General features: G+C 46.3%; 14 protein-coding genes. 7 read left to right on the top strand and 7 right to left on the bottom strand.

What is annotated here, in order from left to right:
• Positions 1-88: 88 nt before the first annotated feature.
• Positions 89-529: a pentapeptide repeat-containing protein gene (locus tag QUA74_RS10175; RefSeq protein WP_333327639.1), complete on the bottom strand. Its 441-nt coding sequence runs from the start codon at positions 527-529 to the stop codon at positions 89-91.
• Between the two features lie 529 nt (positions 530-1,058).
• On the opposite strand from QUA74_RS10175, the gene QUA74_RS10170 reads away from it, so the two are divergent.
• The gene (locus tag QUA74_RS10170; protein WP_333327636.1) at positions 1,059-4,424 is read left to right on the top strand and encodes an EAL domain-containing protein; all 3,366 of its coding nucleotides are present in this window, start codon (positions 1,059-1,061) and stop codon (positions 4,422-4,424) included.
• A 234-nt stretch (positions 4,425-4,658) separates the two neighbouring features.
• Here QUA74_RS10170 and sipA read toward each other — a convergent pair whose 3' ends face one another.
• Positions 4,659-4,898, bottom strand: a complete 240-nt coding sequence (gene sipA, locus QUA74_RS10165; protein ID WP_333327633.1) for a regulatory protein SipA — start codon at positions 4,896-4,898, stop codon at positions 4,659-4,661.
• Positions 4,899-5,033: 135 nt separating this feature from the next.
• A complete protein-coding gene (locus tag QUA74_RS10160) occupies positions 5,034-5,240 on the bottom strand; it encodes a hypothetical protein (protein ID WP_333327631.1) in 207 nt (68 codons plus the stop codon).
• A gap of 199 nt (positions 5,241-5,439) precedes the next feature.
• Here QUA74_RS10160 and rbfA point away from each other — a divergent pair, with 199 nt between their 5' ends.
• The 3 genes from rbfA to QUA74_RS10145 all read left to right on the top strand — a co-directional run bounded on the left by rbfA (position 5,440) and on the right by QUA74_RS10145 (position 8,220).
• Complete coding sequence (rbfA, locus tag QUA74_RS10155) at positions 5,440-5,886, top strand: 30S ribosome-binding factor RbfA (protein WP_333327628.1); 447 nt, start codon at positions 5,440-5,442, stop codon at positions 5,884-5,886.
• Positions 5,887-5,972: 86 nt separating this feature from the next.
• Positions 5,973-7,625, top strand: a complete 1,653-nt coding sequence (locus QUA74_RS10150) for a glycoside hydrolase family 3 N-terminal domain-containing protein (protein ID WP_333327625.1) — start codon at positions 5,973-5,975, stop codon at positions 7,623-7,625.
• A 361-nt stretch (positions 7,626-7,986) separates the two neighbouring features.
• Positions 7,987-8,220, top strand: coding sequence for a DUF4327 family protein (locus tag QUA74_RS10145; RefSeq protein WP_333057778.1), 234 nt, complete (start codon positions 7,987-7,989; stop codon positions 8,218-8,220).
• A gap of 86 nt (positions 8,221-8,306) precedes the next feature.
• On the opposite strand, the gene QUA74_RS10140 is transcribed toward QUA74_RS10145, so the two are convergent.
• The 3 genes from QUA74_RS10140 to QUA74_RS10130 form a co-directional block, all read right to left on the bottom strand.
• Complete coding sequence (locus QUA74_RS10140; RefSeq protein ID WP_333290891.1) at positions 8,307-8,711, bottom strand: hypothetical protein; 405 nt, start codon at positions 8,709-8,711, stop codon at positions 8,307-8,309.
• Between the two features lie 360 nt (positions 8,712-9,071).
• The gene (locus QUA74_RS10135; RefSeq protein WP_333327621.1) at positions 9,072-10,205 is read right to left on the bottom strand and encodes an ABC transporter ATP-binding protein; all 1,134 of its coding nucleotides are present in this window, start codon (positions 10,203-10,205) and stop codon (positions 9,072-9,074) included.
• 50 nt (positions 10,206-10,255) lie between these two features.
• Positions 10,256-10,825 (bottom strand): HD domain-containing protein, encoded by a 570-nt coding sequence (locus QUA74_RS10130; protein ID WP_333327618.1) that lies wholly within the window; start codon positions 10,823-10,825, stop codon positions 10,256-10,258.
• A 145-nt stretch (positions 10,826-10,970) separates the two neighbouring features.
• Between QUA74_RS10130 and QUA74_RS10125 the strand changes: the two genes are divergently transcribed.
• A complete protein-coding gene (locus tag QUA74_RS10125; RefSeq protein ID WP_333327615.1) occupies positions 10,971-11,594 on the top strand; it encodes a Uma2 family endonuclease in 624 nt (207 codons plus the stop codon).
• A gap of 222 nt (positions 11,595-11,816) precedes the next feature.
• On the opposite strand, the gene QUA74_RS10120 is transcribed toward QUA74_RS10125, so the two are convergent.
• Positions 11,817-11,951, bottom strand: coding sequence for a hypothetical protein (locus QUA74_RS10120; RefSeq protein WP_333327612.1), 135 nt, complete (start codon positions 11,949-11,951; stop codon positions 11,817-11,819).
• Between the two features lie 265 nt (positions 11,952-12,216).
• Here QUA74_RS10120 and QUA74_RS10115 point away from each other — a divergent pair, with 265 nt between their 5' ends.
• Entirely contained in the window at positions 12,217-14,988 is a 2,772-nt protein-coding gene (locus QUA74_RS10115) for an ATP-binding protein (RefSeq protein WP_445302137.1), read from the top strand.
• Positions 14,981-16,312, top strand: coding sequence for a response regulator (locus QUA74_RS10110; RefSeq protein WP_333327606.1), 1,332 nt, complete (start codon positions 14,981-14,983; stop codon positions 16,310-16,312). Before QUA74_RS10115 ends, QUA74_RS10110 begins: the two co-directional genes overlap by 8 nt.
• Positions 16,313-16,397: the final 85 nt, after the last annotated feature.

Genomic DNA, 16,397 nt, shown 5'->3' with positions numbered 1-16,397 from the left:
CAGCCTACAAAAAGACTAAAAACCCGGTTTCTGGGGAGAAACCGGGTTTTTAACCTCAAAATTGGTGTTTTCCATTCTTTTAACGAGTTTACTGGTCGTAGCTGCCGCCGACGCCGATTTGGGTATTGTAGATTTTCGCATCAGTGATGGTCATATCTTCCATTGATGCGCCGGATACGTCAGCGGTGTTAATGATAGCAGCGGTCAGATTTGCCCGATCAAGGTCTGCGTCATTTAAACTGGCATTAGTCAGAAAAACTGCGGTTAAGTTAGCACTCGTTAAGTTAGCACCCGTCAAGTCAGCACCTTCGAGGTTGGCATGAGATAGGTTTGCTCCTCGTAAATTTGCTTCTCTCAAATCAGCACCAATTAAATGAGCTCCCGTTAAATCTGCTCCTGACAAGTCGCACTTAAAACATTGCCCGGTTGACAATAACTGTTTGACGTGAACGGGATTTTCAGCGCGAGCCGGGCCAGCCAACAGTAGGGGAGTAATTAAAAAAGTAGCGGCTAATAGATTGCGTTTCATAATCTCTTTTCCTCACAGACTCTGTATTCAAGTTCTTGTCTTGATATCTACAATCTTACCACCGTTGTTTTCGCAAGTTGCGATCTAATTCACACATTGGCTGTGATATCGATTGCCCTCAACAACGCATACATGGTCTCGATCAGCTTGCAAAACTTTATTTCGCAAAACTTAACACTGCCGAACTTAATACAGTGCCTTTTTGTAGTAACCTTTTCTAGGTTAGCCCGGATAGGCAACAGATGCGTCTTTCTGAAGATGGAGATGATTCGCAATGCTGTGGATGATTTTAGCTGCGATCTTATCGCAAAAAGCTTACAAAAAATACTTTGTTTTTAATAAAAGTGTCACGAGACAGAAAATTTAATTTAAAATAAAGATAAGCTTATAACTTTATAGGTAGAGGAAAAGCAGTCACTGGCTTGATCCCCAGTCCAAGCTCGGCTGCATTTTTAACAATAAATTTTAATTAGGTCTCAGCAGCGCCGTAAAAATCCACCTAGTGCTTGGAAATCAGCACTTTTTTGGAATGTCGCAGAGTCCACGCGATCGCAAAACTCAATTAAATATGCTCAAAAACGATTCATCCAAGTATTTGCCAACCTTAGCTCAAGTAATTGACCGCTACCCCTTGACAGTGGCGCCCGATACCCCACTAGCAGAAGTAATTACCCTGATGGGCCAACGGCGCGGAAGTTGCTCTCTAAACGCAGCCATTCCACCAACGGATATCTATCAGCAACTAACAGAAATCGCAAATCCCCCCACCTCAAGCGCATTCAGAGACGCGACAGGTATCTGCGTCTTTGTCGTGGAAAAATCACTCTTAAAATTATCCTCGCACTCTGCTCAAAATTCTCAATTGCAAGGAATCTTCACCGAGAGGGATCTTGTCGATTTGATTGCCTCCGGCAAAAATTTAAAAGGTGTCACCATCGCACAAGTGATGAAGCAGCCGGCAGCAACTCTGACAAAATCCGAGACTCAAGACATTTTCAGCGCCCTAATTTTGCTGGGCCAGCGAAGAATTAAGCATTTGCCAATATTGGACACTGACGGTCAACTATTAGGAGTAATTACGCCGGAAAGCATTCGCCAAGTCATGCTGAAACCGGCAAATATCTTAAAAATGCGCTGCGTGAAAGAAGTAATGACCGTACAAGTCATTCAAGCACCTCGCTCCGCGTCAGTTAGGAGTTTAGCCGAGTTGATGGCGCAGCACCGCGTTAGCTGCGTAGTAATTACCGAATCAACAGAATTATCGATGGATTTACCGTTCCCCATTCCAGTAGGTATAGTCACAGAACGGGATATTGTGGAATTTCAAGCTTTAGATATAGATTTGTCGCAAACGATCGCCGAAACTGTGATGAGTACCCCTTTATTTAGCCTCAAGCAAGAAGACTCGCTGTGGGTAGCTCATCAGGAAATGCACGAGCGTTTAGTCCGCAGGTTGGTAGTAACGGGGGAACGCGGAGAACTCCTGGGAATAGTTACTCAAACCAACATACTGCGCGTACTTGACCCGATGGAAATGTCCGGGGCGATCGATGTTCTGCACGATTCAGTGGCAGAAAGGACTAAGGAATTGCAAAAAGCGATCGCATCGCTCAGCTTGACTAACGCCAGACTAGAAAGCGAAATTGCTACCCGCGTGCGGGCCGAGGCCAGGCTCCACCTTTTAGAATCTGCTGTAGTGAACGCTAACGACGCAATCGTGATTATGGATGCGGGAGACAGCGATATCTCCGACCCCACCATCATCTACGCCAACGAAGCTTTTACCCAAATGACGGGCTACCTACCCGAAGAAATCATCGGACAAACCCCCAGTTGCTTGCGCGGCCCAGAAAGCGACCCAACCCAAGTCGCTAAAATTCGCCGTACTTTCTCTCGCCGAGAACCCCTACGCCTGGAATTGATTAACTACCGCAAAGACGGTTCAACATATTGGGTGGAACTCAACAGCGTACCCATTACCGACACCTCCGGGAACGTTACCCACTGGGTGTCGGTGCAGCGAGATATTACCGATCGCAAGCGCATGGAACAAGCATTTTTTGAAGAAAAAGAACTCGCTCAGGTTACTCTACAATCGATCGGCGATGGCGTCATCACTACTGACGCCGACGGCTACATTTCCACCCTTAATCCAGTTGCTGAACAACTCACGGGTTGGTCTACCTCGGAAGCTAAGGGTTTGCCCCTCGCCAGCGTGCTGAGAATAGTTGACGAAACTACCAGGCGGCCGACCGAAAATATCGCCGACATCGCTTTGTGCGAAGGTCGGATTGTTGACCAAGGACACAACAGCTTGCTGATTGACCGCAACAACACCGAATTTGCGATCGACCACTGCGTCGCCCCCATCCACGCTAGCAGCGGCGAAATTGTCGGCGCCGTGGTTGTGTTCCGAGATGTCACGCAAGTGCGAACTCAAGCGCGGCAACTCACCTGGCAGGCAACTCATGACCCCCTGACGCAATTAGTCAACCGCCGGGAATTTGAGTACCAGCTAGAGCACGCCCTGCACAGCGCTCAAGGTTACGGGCAAGAACACGTGATGCTTTACCTGGATCTCGATCGCTTCAAAATAGTTAACGATACATCCGGTCATGCTGCCGGGGACGAACTGCTGCGCCAAGTCAGCCAGCTATTTAAAAGTCATATCCGCAAAACCGATATTTTGGCACGTCTGGGTGGCGATGAGTTTGCCGTACTCCTGTACCATTGTCCCGTCGAACGAGGATTGAATGTTGCAGAAGCGCTGCTGCGAAGCATTCAGGGATTCCGGTTTGGGTGGCAGGACAAAACTTTTTCGATCGGCGTCAGTATCGGTTTGGTAGCAATCAATCCCAACACAGCATCGACATCGGCGATTTTGAGCGCGGTCGATATGGCCTGCTACGCTGCTAAAAATAAAGGTCGCAACCGGGTACAGGTTTATCAAGCCGGCGATCAAGAATTAATTAAACAGCACGGCGAAACGCAGTGGGTGGTGCAAATTAATCAAGCTTTAGAAGAGAATCGCTTTTGCTTGTACTCTCAGCCGATCGTACCTTTGCTTAACTCTCCAACCACCGGAACCCACTGCGAAATCCTACTCCGCCTCCAGCTTGAAACTGGTCAGGTGGTGTCGCCGATGGCGTTTATTCCGGCGGCCGAACGCTACAACTTGATGCACGCGATCGACCGCTGGGTGATTCGTACTTTATTTAGCAATTTATCTAAAATTTTCACGGCCAATTTATTTGTCCAAAACCCCGAGGTAGACAGCGATAAAATAGTTAGCTTCCCTGCTTGCTCTCTTTTGTCTGATCTGCAATCGTCATTTGGCAAATATCCCAACCTTTATTCAATCAACCTTTCTGGGGACAGCCTCAACGAAGAAAAGTTTATCGAGTTTATTCAGGAACAGTTTTCCATCCATCAAATACCGCCACAAATAATTTGTTTTGAAATTACCGAAACCGTGGCGATCGGTAATCTCAGCAAGGCAGCCAGCTTGATTTGGCAACTCAAGGAACTAGGCTGCCAGTTTGCCTTGGACGACTTCGGCAGCGGGATGTCTTCCTTTGCTTACCTGAAAAACTTGCCGGTTGATTATCTCAAAATAGACGGCAATTTTATTAAGAATATTGTCGATAATCCTATTGATATTGCCATGGTGGAAGCTATTACAAAAATCGCTCACGTCATGGGAATTCAAACTATTGCCGAGTATGTTGAAAATCAAACAATTATGGATAAACTCAATGAACTTGGGGTAGATTACGCTCAAGGTTATCATTTGGGAAAGCCTCAACCTTGTAACTTCACATCTCCTATTTTAGAGGAAGTTTTGGGGGAGTTTCCTGTTAATTCTTTGGCTTTTGAAGCTAAGCTGGCTTGTTGAAGAAGGAAGTTGGGCAACGAGCAAGCAATGGGATTTAACGGATTTAAGGGAGGGATGTTGAGGGAAGAAGGAAAAGGGAGATTTTAAGTTCTCAGATCGTTTACTGTTGTTTCGGAATGATTTAACCGCAGAGACCGCAGAGGGCGCTGAGTCTCCAGAAGAGAGAGATGAATAATTCCGATACCAACGGATTTGATATCAGATCAATTCTCCATTCCCATTCCCCATTCCCCATTACCCATTACCTTCTACATTAGTTTCCGCCGCTTCAATGTACTGACTGTCTAACAAAAAAGCACCTTTTTCAAAGCGAATTCCCCAATAATTGCCGGGACGCCGATCGATCACAACACCTTCAGCGCCGATCGCAATTAAATTCGCAGGCCGCAGCATCGGCATCGGTTCGGCAGTTTTGATGTAAGGCGGCCTCGCCACAACTCGGACTTTTTGACCGACAGTGAAATCTTTTTCCATGAGCTTTATTCTCTCAAAAAAAACGGCGATAAAGGAATTTTAACAATGAATGTTTCTGTTTGATTGATTAATAGATTAGGGATGGATAAGAAAAGGGGTAATTATGAAGCGTAATTAAGGAAATTAGCGGCAAAATTATTGATATTTTAGGCTTCCATCTTCGTTGTTATATTCAAGTTCATGATATTTTCCCCCTAACCCTAAGTCATGAAGACATCGTTGGTAGTTTTTGGCTCCCATATCGAAAGGGTTAGTCCTGTTCAATCTGGCCCATTCAGCTATCTTTAGCTGGTTAGTTACCCCTGAAGCATCGGCTACGGTTTTGACAATCCAATCAAACATTTTTTTCCTCTAAGCTGTATCTCACTCTACCTCTCTAGATTAGCTATATATTCACCTATAGGCAATCCAACATTTTTTTTCCTCTAAGCTGTATCTCACCCCTAACTCGGACGATCGCCCGTAACACCCCTGACCGATCGCGCTACAATTATCGATCTGGATAAAAACGGCTGATTAGGAAAGTAGAGGAGTAGGTGCTATGGCTACAAGTCGTCGAATTGAGCGTGTAGCTTCAATGATTAAACGGGAAGTCAGCCTAATGTTGCTGAATGGAATCAAGGACGACCGGGTAGGTGCGGGTATGGTTAGCGTTACCGACGTAATTGTTTCGGGAGACCTTCAGCATACAAAAATTTTTGTCAGCATCTACGGTACTGATGAGGCGAAGGCTGAAACTATGGAAGGTTTGAAATCTGCTACTAGCTACGTCCGCAACCAGTTGGGCCAACGGGTGCAACTGCGCCGGACGCCGGAAGTAGTATTTCTCGAAGACCGTTCTTTGGAACGGGGCGATAAAATGCTGATACTCCTGAATCAGCTTTCTGCCGATCGCAAACCGGGTATGTTTGATGACGAAGAATTGGCCGATGGCAATGAAAATGATGATGATGATGATGATGATGATTTAGAAGCAGACGAGGATTAGTGTCTGAAGGTAGTCAACAGCCCAAAGTCAACAGTCAACAGTCAACAGTCAACAGTCAACAGTCAACAAACAATTCCTAATTTCCCATGATTGACAATCTTTCCTTACCCGAACTGGTGGCCCAGATGTTCGTGGTGCGCGCTTCTGGCTGCTTGTTCGACCACCAAATTCGCTATCCCGAATGGGAACCAACTGCCAGCAAACTCCGCTATTATCTGGAAAAGTTGGGCGTCGGCGGTGTGATTTTGGTCGGGGGAAGTGCTGCGGAGTTGGCAGTTCGATCGCACCAATTGCAGTCTTGGGCCAAGTTTCCGCTACTGCTGGCGGCTGATATTGAGGAAGGTGTCGGCCAGCGGTTCGGGGGGGCGACTTGGTTCGGGCCGCCGATGGCAATTGCCGAAGTGGCGCGACAGGATGCAGGTAAAGCCGATCGATATGCTGAACAAATGGGCGCTGTGACTGCGATCGAAGCTAGGGCGATCGGTCTAAATTGGATTCTCGCACCAGTAGTTGATGTTAACAACAATCCCGACAATCCTGTGATTAACGTCCGCGCTTTTGGCGAGACACCGGAAATTGTCGGGAAATTGGCCGCTGCGTTTATTCGAGGTGCAGGTGATCACCCGGTTTTGACTACAGCTAAGCATTTTCCCGGCCACGGAGACACGGCGGTTGATTCTCACTTGGAATTGCCGGTTTTGCCGCATTCGCCAGCGAGATTGGCCCAGGTTGAGTTACCTCCTTTTGTCGAGGCGATGGCTGCTGGGGTCGATGCTGTGATGAGTGCTCACTTGCTGATTCCGGCTTGGGATGCGGAGTTTCCTGCTACTCTTTCTCGCAAAATTTTGATCGGGAAGCTGCGAGAAGAGTTGGGATTTGAAGGTTTGATTGTGACGGATGCTTTGGTGATGGGTGCGATCGCCAATAAGTACGGGGCTAATGAAGCTGCTGTTTTGGCGGCTGAGGCTGGTGCTGATGTTTTGCTGATGCCGCTTGACCCGGAAGGGGCGATTCTCGCTGTCTGCGAAGCGGTCACTCAAGGGCGGCTCTGTTTATCACAAATCAAGGAATCTGTCAAGCGAATTTGGAAAGCGAAAATAAAGGTGGGCTTGCCGATTTCTGACCCCCCCCAACCCCCCCTTGCTAAGGGGGGGAGCAAGAATTTAGCATCGATCAAGTCGATCGACTTAAATTTGCTCGCAAATCCCCAGGCAAGGGCAACTGCTGCCGATATTTTGCGAGATTCTTTGAAATTTGGGGGAAATCTACCTTTGCAGGTTCCAAAGCCCCCAGAAAACCAGCTTTTGCGGAATTTGATTGTTGTAGATGATGTTTTGGGGTGCGAGTTTTTGGGAAACCACACTCCGGCGATCGCCCTTCCCGAACAGTTTGGTTACAAATTGCAACTGATTGACGATCGCACAGGGACGATCGCTGATAATGCTGATAATACAGGTGCAGAGCATTTTTCTCCGACACTGCTGCAAATTTTCATTCGCGGCAATTGCTTCCGAGGCAGTGCTGGTTTGACCGAAGCAGCTCAAGATTGGTTTAAGAAATTATTAAAAACGGGAGAACTGCAAGCTGTGTTAATTTACGGCAGTCCCTACGTTTTAGAGCAATTTTTGCCACACTTGCCTCCGAATATTCCTTATGTATTTTGTTTTGGGCAGATGCCGACAGCGCAATCTCTCGTTCTAGAAGTGCTGTTCGGCATTGACGCAAAGGGCAATGCTTGATCTGTCGGACTCCTAAATCTTTCCTTTGCTGCTGCGTCAGGACTTAAATTCATCAACCCGGTTTCTCGCCAGAAATTTTGCCTTGGGTGGCAAAGCATCCAGAAACCGGGAATTGGACGCGGGTTCCTAAGTTCTGAATTGAGCTTTCCAGCCGATCCGCCTGCTAGTCGGGAAAATGTGCTGCGTGTCACCATCCTAAGACAGATCCCATCACTTACTGATTATTCGTATAATTTATTTTTATTTACGGCAGTGAATTGTATAGCTGTATACGGACAAAATTTAACTTACATATTCGTAAGTTTGGACTATATTATTACCAGGGCCATAAAATTTTTTAGTAAAACATTGAGGGCGCATTATGATTCACTCCACTATTCCCCAAATCCAATACTCTTTAGATGTGATCCAAGATGAAGCGCGTCACCTCGTGCATGAGGGCGTACTCAGCCGCCAACAGCCCATCTATACCCTCTGCCAATTCATTCCGCCCCGGGAATGGGCCTGTGTAGAGTGCGAATTAGAAAAATGCGACTTCTTGCTGCGCGATCGCATCGCCGACCTGATCGGTTCTGAAAAATGGGACAATGACTAAAGTTTGGTTCTCTTAAATAAGTTTGCAAGTAATTTTGCAAGTAATTTTCCAAGTAAACTCCGGCTGTGTTAAAGACTATTGATTCTTTAATGCTGGGAATTTTCGGCGCGCAAATTTTCCAACTCTGCCCTCAGCGCTGCCATGTGTGCAGTTAATTCTTGAATCTCTAGCTTTACGTTAGGCTGTACAACCGAATCGGGAGGAGCATCAGTCGCTGCATCTGATTGCTTGGGCGAGACAGATTCACTGTCTGCATTCTCCCGATCGCCCGGTTGAGAGAAAATAGTATCTACAAAATTCCGCGCTTCTCGATCGGTCATTTCTCCTTTTTCCAGCAGCTCATCGGCTAGCTGGCCAAAATCTGACTTAAGTTTGTCAAGATTTTCTTCTCGCTTCAAAGGATCTTGCAATGTCTCAATTAAAAAGGAAGTTGCACCTAAAGTTAGGTGAAATCCTGTTTGCAGCATTTGAGGCAGGTTGTCGGGATTCATCTAAAAATGCCGCTAGAACGTTTTTCTGAGTTTTTGCTTCGCTAGTTGCTCCCAAGTCGGGGGTAAAGCCGCTTTTTAGCGGGAAGATGCGAAGTTGTCGATAGCGATCGCCCCGAGTCAGGAAAGATCAGCTTTTGGGGTGGACGTTTTTCCGTTGTGCCAATACTAATCGTATCATTACTTCGTAAATTAATAAATGTCAAGTGTAAACTTTTGTAGCTACGAATCGAGACTTGCCCACTGGAAGGCTCAGTCTATTTGAGATGTGAGATGTGAGATTTGAGATTGAACAGGACTTACCCACTGCGACTAAAAAAACCTGGTTGTTGGCCAACCGTGCGTAAGTCCTGTTCCATCCAGTTAAGGATACAGCGCTTCACCGGTGGAGGGGTCAAATATAAATAGTCGATCGAAGTCAAGCTGTACCGTCAGTCGATCGCCCGATCGCAAGCGAACACTCGCAGGTATTTGTAACTGTACAGTAGTTTCAGCACTCAACAAAGGCAAACTCGCCCGAATTAAAGTTTCTCGCCCCAGAGGTTCCACTACTTTTACCTCTACATCAAGAGGGACTTTTTCTAAGGCCCAAACATCGGCTTTCAAATCATCTTCTTCTGCGTTTTGTGGCGTAAACATTTCTATATTTTCTGGACGGATGCCCAAATCAAATCCTTGTCCTTCTCTCGCCTGCAATTTTTTCTGAATCGAGGGCGGACAGGCTAAAGATTGATTTCCTACTTGAAAGGATTCGTTAGTATAAATTACAGGCAAAATGTTCATGGCGGGATTGCCTAAAAATGTGGCAACCATGCGGTTAGTTGGTTTAGCATAAATGCTTTGCGGGTCTCCAATTTGTTGAATTTTTCCCCCATTTAAGACTACAATTTTATCCGCTAAAGTCATCGCTTCCACTTGATCGTGAGTGACGTAAATTGTGGTAATTCCCAGCCGTTGATGCAGTTGTTTGAGTTCGGCTCTAGTGTCGTCTCGCAGTTGAGCATCCAGGTTAGAAAGCGGTTCATCTAAAAGGAATACTTTCGGTTCGCGGGCGATCGCCCTTCCCAGTGCTACCCGCTGCTGCTGTCCGCCTGATAGCTGTTTGGGCTTACGCTTGAGGAGGTGGTCGATCGAGAGCGATCGGGCTACTGTTTCGACTCGTTCTTGAATTTTAGTCGGGTCAACATTCCGCATCCGCAATCCAAATGCCAAGTTTTCGGCGACAGTCATGTGCGGATAAAGTGCGTAATTTTGAAACACCATTGCAACGTCCCGCTGTCTCGCCGGAATGTTGTTAACTAAATTATCTCCGATGTAAAGATTGCCGGAAGTTGCGGTTTCTAAACCTGCAATTGTCCGCATAATTGTGGATTTCCCGCAGCCGGATGGCCCGACTAATACCCAAAATTCCCCGTCCGGGATTTTGAAGCTGATGTTTTCGATCGCGGTGACGTTTTGGTAGCGTCGGGTAATATTTTCTAAGCGAACATTGGCCATTTTTTGACTGTAATTTGTAATTGATAATTAGTGCTTTTTACCTTCAGCCTTCAGCTTTCAGAAAGCTGTTCCAATTCTAAAACTGTGCGGTCTAATTCTTCAACTATAGGCGTTAACTCAGCTTTGCGGAATGCTTCTACCACAGAACGATAATACCAGAGAGAACCGTCTTTGCCGCCTTTGAAGCGTTCCCAAATAGTATCTCCTAATTGACGGTAATCTTTCACGATCGATCGAACATTATAAAGTTTATCAGCAGCCGAGACTAATCTCACTGAGCCAGAAGCTGTAGAAATGCGATCGATATAAGCTTGTTTTCGCTGACGCCAAGGGGGTTTCGGCGTTGCGTCACTGTCGGTACAGCCGTCTACAATCGCTGTGACGGTATCGCCAAAGCGGCGGCGGATGGCTTCGCGGGTGGTGGCGCCGCCTTGATCTTCGATCGCATCGTGAAGCAAAGCTGCGATCGCCTCATCTTCATTTGCCCCATATTCTAAAGCTATACTAGCAGTGCCCAACAAATGGGCAATGTAGGGAACCCCGGAACCTTTGCGAACTTGGGTAGCGTGCAATTCGGCCGCATAGGTGAGGGCTTCAGAAAAACGGTTTGAGAGAATCATGAAAGTCACCTTTCTTAATTGCTATGATATATAAATTGTCGGGCTAAGTTGGAAAGACAAAATCTACCAAGTTCCATAAGATCATAAAGATGCGATCGAGAGCGATCGGTTGTACAATTATAATCGTTAAACAGAGGTTGCGATCATGACAGCTACTATAATTATACCAAAGAATGCCGACCCAAACTCAAAGCAAGAATTACCGCAAAAATCAGAAAATATATCAGAAATTACGCCCGAATGTGAGCCTAAAAAAGTCATCTCTCTTGAAAAATTTTTAGTCAGACCTGCTGATAGAATGGAATGGGTTGACGGCAACTTAGTGGAGAAAACAGGAATGACATTCAAGCACGGTCTCGCTCAATCTAAATTATCTACATCCTGGAGAAATTACAAACATTCCAGCGGACAGGGAGGAGAAGTTCTTACAGAAGTCCTTTGCCGCACTGGCAAACAGGGTCGCCGTCCCGATGTTGCTTACATTACTCCTGAACTGCTGCCAGAATCAGGCAATTTTATAGCATTTTCCCAAAGTTTTCCTTTAATAGCGGAAGTTGCTTCCCCCGAAGATAGCGGCGAAGAGTTATTTGCCAAAGCTCAGGAATATTTGGAATCGGGATGTTTAGAAGTTTGGTTGCTGTTTCCGGAAGCTAGATTAATATTTGTCAATGGGGGGCAAAGCTGGCGGTTGTTTAATGCCGATGAAGTTGTTAACAGTCAAAGTGTGCTTGCAGGTTTTAGCGTAGCCGTAAGTGAATTGTTGGCTTGAGGAATTTGTTAAAATAATTTATTAAAATCCTAAAAAGATAAACTCACGGTGAGAAACTTTAGCTTAAGACTGGGTTGAATGAGAATGTGGGAACGATCAAATCGAGTTTAAGATCGACATACAGGTAACTTTTAAGTATTGATACAGTTAACATCTGATTAGGGGACGGCGGCGTAGACTGAAAAGGACGGACCCTAAAGGGTCAGCAGATTCATCCCACGACTAGAAGCGATGGGCTTTATCTGCGATTTTCTGTAAGCGGTAGTCTTCGATGGGAATGGGGTTGAGAGATTTTTGGTGGAGTGCGATCGCCTTTAAATTTGAGCCAGAACGATCGCCCGATCTACTAAAAATCACACTCGGCTAACAGATCCGAGCTGATCGCAGCCTCCCAGCCCCTCCACCAATCAACGGAACATCAACCAACTCAGCGATTGTTGCACTTCCGTGAACAATAGAAAACCACTCGCAACTTACTAATGCGACTGCTCGTTGGAGGTACGACATTAATTGTTAGCGTCGGTGTCTAGCCAGGAATTTAAGCGCCTTGAAAGCTCTACCAAGGTGGATTGAACATCAAGCTAGCACTTCCTCAAGTCTATTTTCTATAGAAGCCACTACCATGTCTCTGCCCAACTCATCCCTGAATCTATTTAAACCTAAGCGCAAACTTTCCCTGCGATCGCTCCTGATCGTTCCGTTTGTCCTCCAAATCTTCGCCGCCGTTGGACTAACGGGATATATTTCCTTGCGGAATGGGCAGCAGGCAATTAATGAGTTGGCAACTCGCTTACGCAGCGAACTGAGCTTACGCATCGATCAGCATCTCGGAACTCAACTCGATACTGCTCGTAATCTTGCCCAAACAAACGCAGATGCCATTGAGCTAGGATTGCTTGACCCAAAAGACCCAGCAGAATTAGGTCAATTTTTCTGGAAACAATTAAAACTACATGACATCGGCTACATTAGCTTTGCCTACACCACAGGAGATTTTGCAGGTGCGGGGCGTTTCTTTGAAGATGGTCGGGTCACAGTGGATGAAGTTTCTCGGCAGCGCAACGGCAACTTAGACTGGTATATCTATAACACCAACAGTCAGGGACAACGCACCACACTGGCGATCAATAACGGCCCCTACATCCCCAAAGAAGAAGGTTGGTACAGAGAACCCGCCCGCGCAGGACAGCCGTTATGGACGGTGTATCAATGGCAATCTCCCCCCTATACTCTGTCCATTTCTGCCAACAGTCCGGTTTATGACCAAAACAAAAAATTAATCGGAGTGGTTGGCGTTGACCAACGGTTGAGTCAAATCAGCAACTTTCTGAGAGAGTTGAAGGTGAGTCCTTCCGGGAAAACCTTCATTTTGGAACGCACTGGACTCATCATTGCTAGTTCTGCTGAAGAAGATCCTTACAAGCTTGTTGATGGCAAGGCAACACGGCTCAATGCCTCTAATAGCCAAGATGCTTTGATACGGGCAACCACCCAACACCTCACTAAGCAGTTTAATAATCTCAACCAAATTCAACAAAGTCAAACCTTTGAGTATGTGCTTGACGGTCAACGTCAGTTCGTTCGAGTTGCCCCCTGGAAAGATGAGTGGGGGCTAGATTGGCTCGTAGTTGTTGTTGTTCCTGAGTCTGACTTTATGGCACAAATCAATGCCAACACGCGCACAACAATTTTGCTGTGTTTGGGTGCATTGGGTGTAGCAACTATTTTGGGATTTCTCACCTCTGGCTGGATTACCAAACCGATTTTGAAGTTGCAAAAAGCGAGTCAGGCAATTAGTTCCGGTCAACTCGACCAAACGGTTCAGGTGCAAGGCATCGATGAATTAGAATCGCTGGCAGATTCCTTCAACCAAATGGCAGGTCAACTCAAAACCTCCTTTCTCGAACTAGAAAGCCGAGTTGAGGAACGCACCGCAGAACTGAAAGAAGCAAAACTTGTAGCCGATGCCGCGAACCAGGCAAAAAGCGAATTTCTCGCCAACATGAGCCACGAACTCCGCACGCCCCTCAACGGCATTCTGGGCTATGCTCAAATTCTCAACCGCAGCAGCACGTTGCCAGCCAAAGAACGTCATGGGGTAGAAATCATTTACCAGTGTGGTTCTCATTTGCTGACACTGATCAACGATGTGTTGGACTTGTCCAAAATTGAAGCCCGTAAACTAGAACTCGCATCGAAAGCGATTCACTTTCCCTCATTCCTCCAAGGTGTCGCTGAAATCTGCCGCATTCGTGCCGACCAAAAAGGCATTGACTTCGTTTACGAGCCCGATCCGCAGTTGCCTGAAGGGATTTTTGCCGATGAAAAACGGCTGCGTCAGGTGTTACTCAACTTGCTGGGAAATGCGATTAAGTTCACCGACAAAGGTTCTGTCACGCTCAAGGTTGCCGTAGTTGAGAATAATCCCAATCCGTCCACTCGCTCTTTCAAATTTCAAGTTGAAGATACGGGGGTAGGAATTGCGCCCAATCACTTGGAGAAAATTTTTCAGGCTTTTGAACAAGTGGGCGATCGCCAGCGCCAAGTCGAGGGCACGGGTTTAGGACTCGCGATCAGCCAAAGGATTGTCCAACTCCTGAACGGAAAAATCCAAGTTAAGAGCCAACCCGGAGTCGGGAGTGAGTTCTTTTTTGAGGTGGAACTGGTGATCGCGACCGATTGGGTACAGCAAAACTCCTTCACAACAGGAAAACAAATTATTGGTTACGAAGGACAACGACGCAGCATTCTTGTGGTAGACGATCGTTGGGAAAACCGAGCCGTTATCGTCAACTTGTTAGAGCCACTAGGATTCCAAGTTAGTGAGGCAGAAAATGGACAAGTAGGATGGGAAAAAATCCGACAGTTTCAACCTGACTTAGTAATTACAGACTTGGCAATGCCAGTCATGGACGGCTTTGAACTGCTCAAACAGGTTCGTGCTGCAAATAATTGGCAACACCAGAAGATTATTGTCTCTTCCGCATCAGTATCACAAGCCGATCAACAGATGAGTTTAGAGGCAGGAGGGAATGATTTCTTGTCAAAGCCAGTGGAAGTCAGTGAATTATTTAACCTCTTAGCCACTCATTTGGAATTAAAGTGGAAATATGAAATTACAGCCGCAAACGGCTCTGGGTCATCCACTCCAACCAGTGCATTAGAGAAGCCAGAAAGGATTATTCCTTCCGCTCTCGAGTTAAAAACGTTACTAGACTTGGCACAGCAAGGCAACTTAAAACGGCTACGAGAACACACAGAGCATATTGCTCAGTCTAACCCTCGCTACGCTGATTTTGCCTCACAAATTATTCAGCTTGCCAAGCAATTTAAAGACGAAGAGATTGAAGAGTTACTAAAACAACACCTCACAGAGAAGAAAGCCGATGTCTAGTCATGAATTAATTCTGGTGGTGGATGATACCCCGGCGAATTTAGAAGTGGTTTGTGAAACCTTAAGTGATGCGGGGTACGAAGTAGCAACCGCAATCAACGGCGATCGCGCTCTTAAGAGAGTCCAAGCTTATCCTCCCGATCTGATCTTGCTCGATGTTCAAATGCCAGGAATTGACGGCTTTGAAACCTGTCAACGTCTGAAGGCAGATCCCGCCACAGCCAGCATTCCGATCATTTTTATGACTGCTCTCTCCGATGCCGATAGTAAGGAGAAAGGATTTGTTTTGGGTGCTGTGGACTACCTCACCAAACCCTTTCAAGAGAAGGAGATGCTACGACGGGTGAAAACTCATTTGCAGCTACGTCAGTTAACTAAAAATCTAGAACAGCGTGTAGCGGATCAAACGGCTAATTTAGAAGCAGCACTCACACAACTGCAACAGTCTCATATCCAGTTAGTCAACAGCGAAAAGATGTCTACTTTGGGCAATTTAGTGGCGGGTGTCGCGCACGAAATTAATAACCCGCTTGGCTGTATTGTTGGCAATCTTAAACCTGCTCAGCACTATATTAAAGACCTCTTTGAACTGATCGCTCTCTATCAAAAAGAACTCCCTAATCCGAGTGTCCCGCTACAGGCTTTCGTGGAGGAAATAGATTTGGAATATTTACAAGAGGATTTACCCAAGTTGATCGATTCGATGCAACAAGGAGTCGATCGCATTCACACAATCAGCACCAGTTTAAGAACCTTCTCCCGTTCTGATTGCGATCGCCCCATTCATTACAATATCCACGACGGCATTGACAGCACCATCTTGATTCTCAAGCATCGCCTCAAAGCCAACCAATGTCGCCCGGAAATTCAAGTCATCACAGACTATGGCGATTTGCCACAGGTAGAATGCTTTGCGGGACAGTTGAATCAGGTATTTATGAATGTGCTGGCAAATGCGATCGATGCCCTTGAGGAATCAAATCAAGGACGCAGTTTTGCTCAGATCAAAGCTAACCCCAACCAGATTACTGTCAAGACGCAATTGTCGGAATCTCAGGCAGTGATCCGAATTGAGGATAATGGGATTGGCATTACGGATGCGGTGAAGCCAAAAATCTTTGAGCATCTGTTTACCACCAAAGGCGTGGGGCAAGGAACAGGGCTAGGATTGGCGATTGCCCGTCAAATCGTAGTCCAGAAACACTCTGGAACTCTAGAAGTCAACTCAACTTTAGGTGAAGGTACAGAGTTTGTGATTTCAATTCCGCTGAAGGATCTCGCTGTAAAAGACATTCAGGCAAAGATTTGCTTTGACGCAGCATAACAAATCGTTGCAGCGGTGGCATAAAGATGATTGATAGCGCCCCTTCAAACCATCCAAACTATTGATATAGTAGTACGCGGTGCAA

Source organism: Microcoleus sp. LAD1_D3 (assembly GCF_036702135.1).
In the GTDB taxonomy this organism is placed as follows: domain Bacteria; phylum Cyanobacteriota; class Cyanobacteriia; order Cyanobacteriales; family Microcoleaceae; genus Microcoleus.
Note: the sequence above shows the minus strand (reverse complement) of the source record. Positions and strands in the feature narration are given on the sequence as shown.

Coding starts and splice junctions, on each gene's coding strand:
- QUA74_RS10140 (WP_333290891.1), bottom strand. CDS start 8,711: ATGAATCCCGACAACCTGCCTCAAATGCTGCAAACAGGATTTCACCTA.
- QUA74_RS10160 (WP_333327631.1), bottom strand. CDS start 5,240: ATGTTTGATTGGATTGTCAAAACCGTAGCCGATGCTTCAGGGGTAACT.
- QUA74_RS10110 (WP_333327606.1), top strand. CDS start 14,981: ATGTCTAGTCATGAATTAATTCTGGTGGTGGATGATACCCCGGCGAAT.
- rbfA (WP_333327628.1), top strand. CDS start 5,440: ATGGCTACAAGTCGTCGAATTGAGCGTGTAGCTTCAATGATTAAACGG.
- sipA (WP_333327633.1), bottom strand. CDS start 4,898: ATGGAAAAAGATTTCACTGTCGGTCAAAAAGTCCGAGTTGTGGCGAGG.
- QUA74_RS10175 (WP_333327639.1), bottom strand. CDS start 529: ATGAAACGCAATCTATTAGCCGCTACTTTTTTAATTACTCCCCTACTG.
- QUA74_RS10145 (WP_333057778.1), top strand. CDS start 7,987: ATGATTCACTCCACTATTCCCCAAATCCAATACTCTTTAGATGTGATC.
- QUA74_RS10125 (WP_333327615.1), top strand. CDS start 10,971: ATGACAGCTACTATAATTATACCAAAGAATGCCGACCCAAACTCAAAG.
- QUA74_RS10130 (WP_333327618.1), bottom strand. CDS start 10,825: ATGATTCTCTCAAACCGTTTTTCTGAAGCCCTCACCTATGCGGCCGAA.
- QUA74_RS10135 (WP_333327621.1), bottom strand. CDS start 10,205: ATGGCCAATGTTCGCTTAGAAAATATTACCCGACGCTACCAAAACGTC.
- QUA74_RS10150 (WP_333327625.1), top strand. CDS start 5,973: ATGATTGACAATCTTTCCTTACCCGAACTGGTGGCCCAGATGTTCGTG.
- QUA74_RS10170 (WP_333327636.1), top strand. CDS start 1,059: ATGTCGCAGAGTCCACGCGATCGCAAAACTCAATTAAATATGCTCAAA.
- QUA74_RS10115 (WP_445302137.1), top strand. CDS start 12,217: ATGTCTCTGCCCAACTCATCCCTGAATCTATTTAAACCTAAGCGCAAA.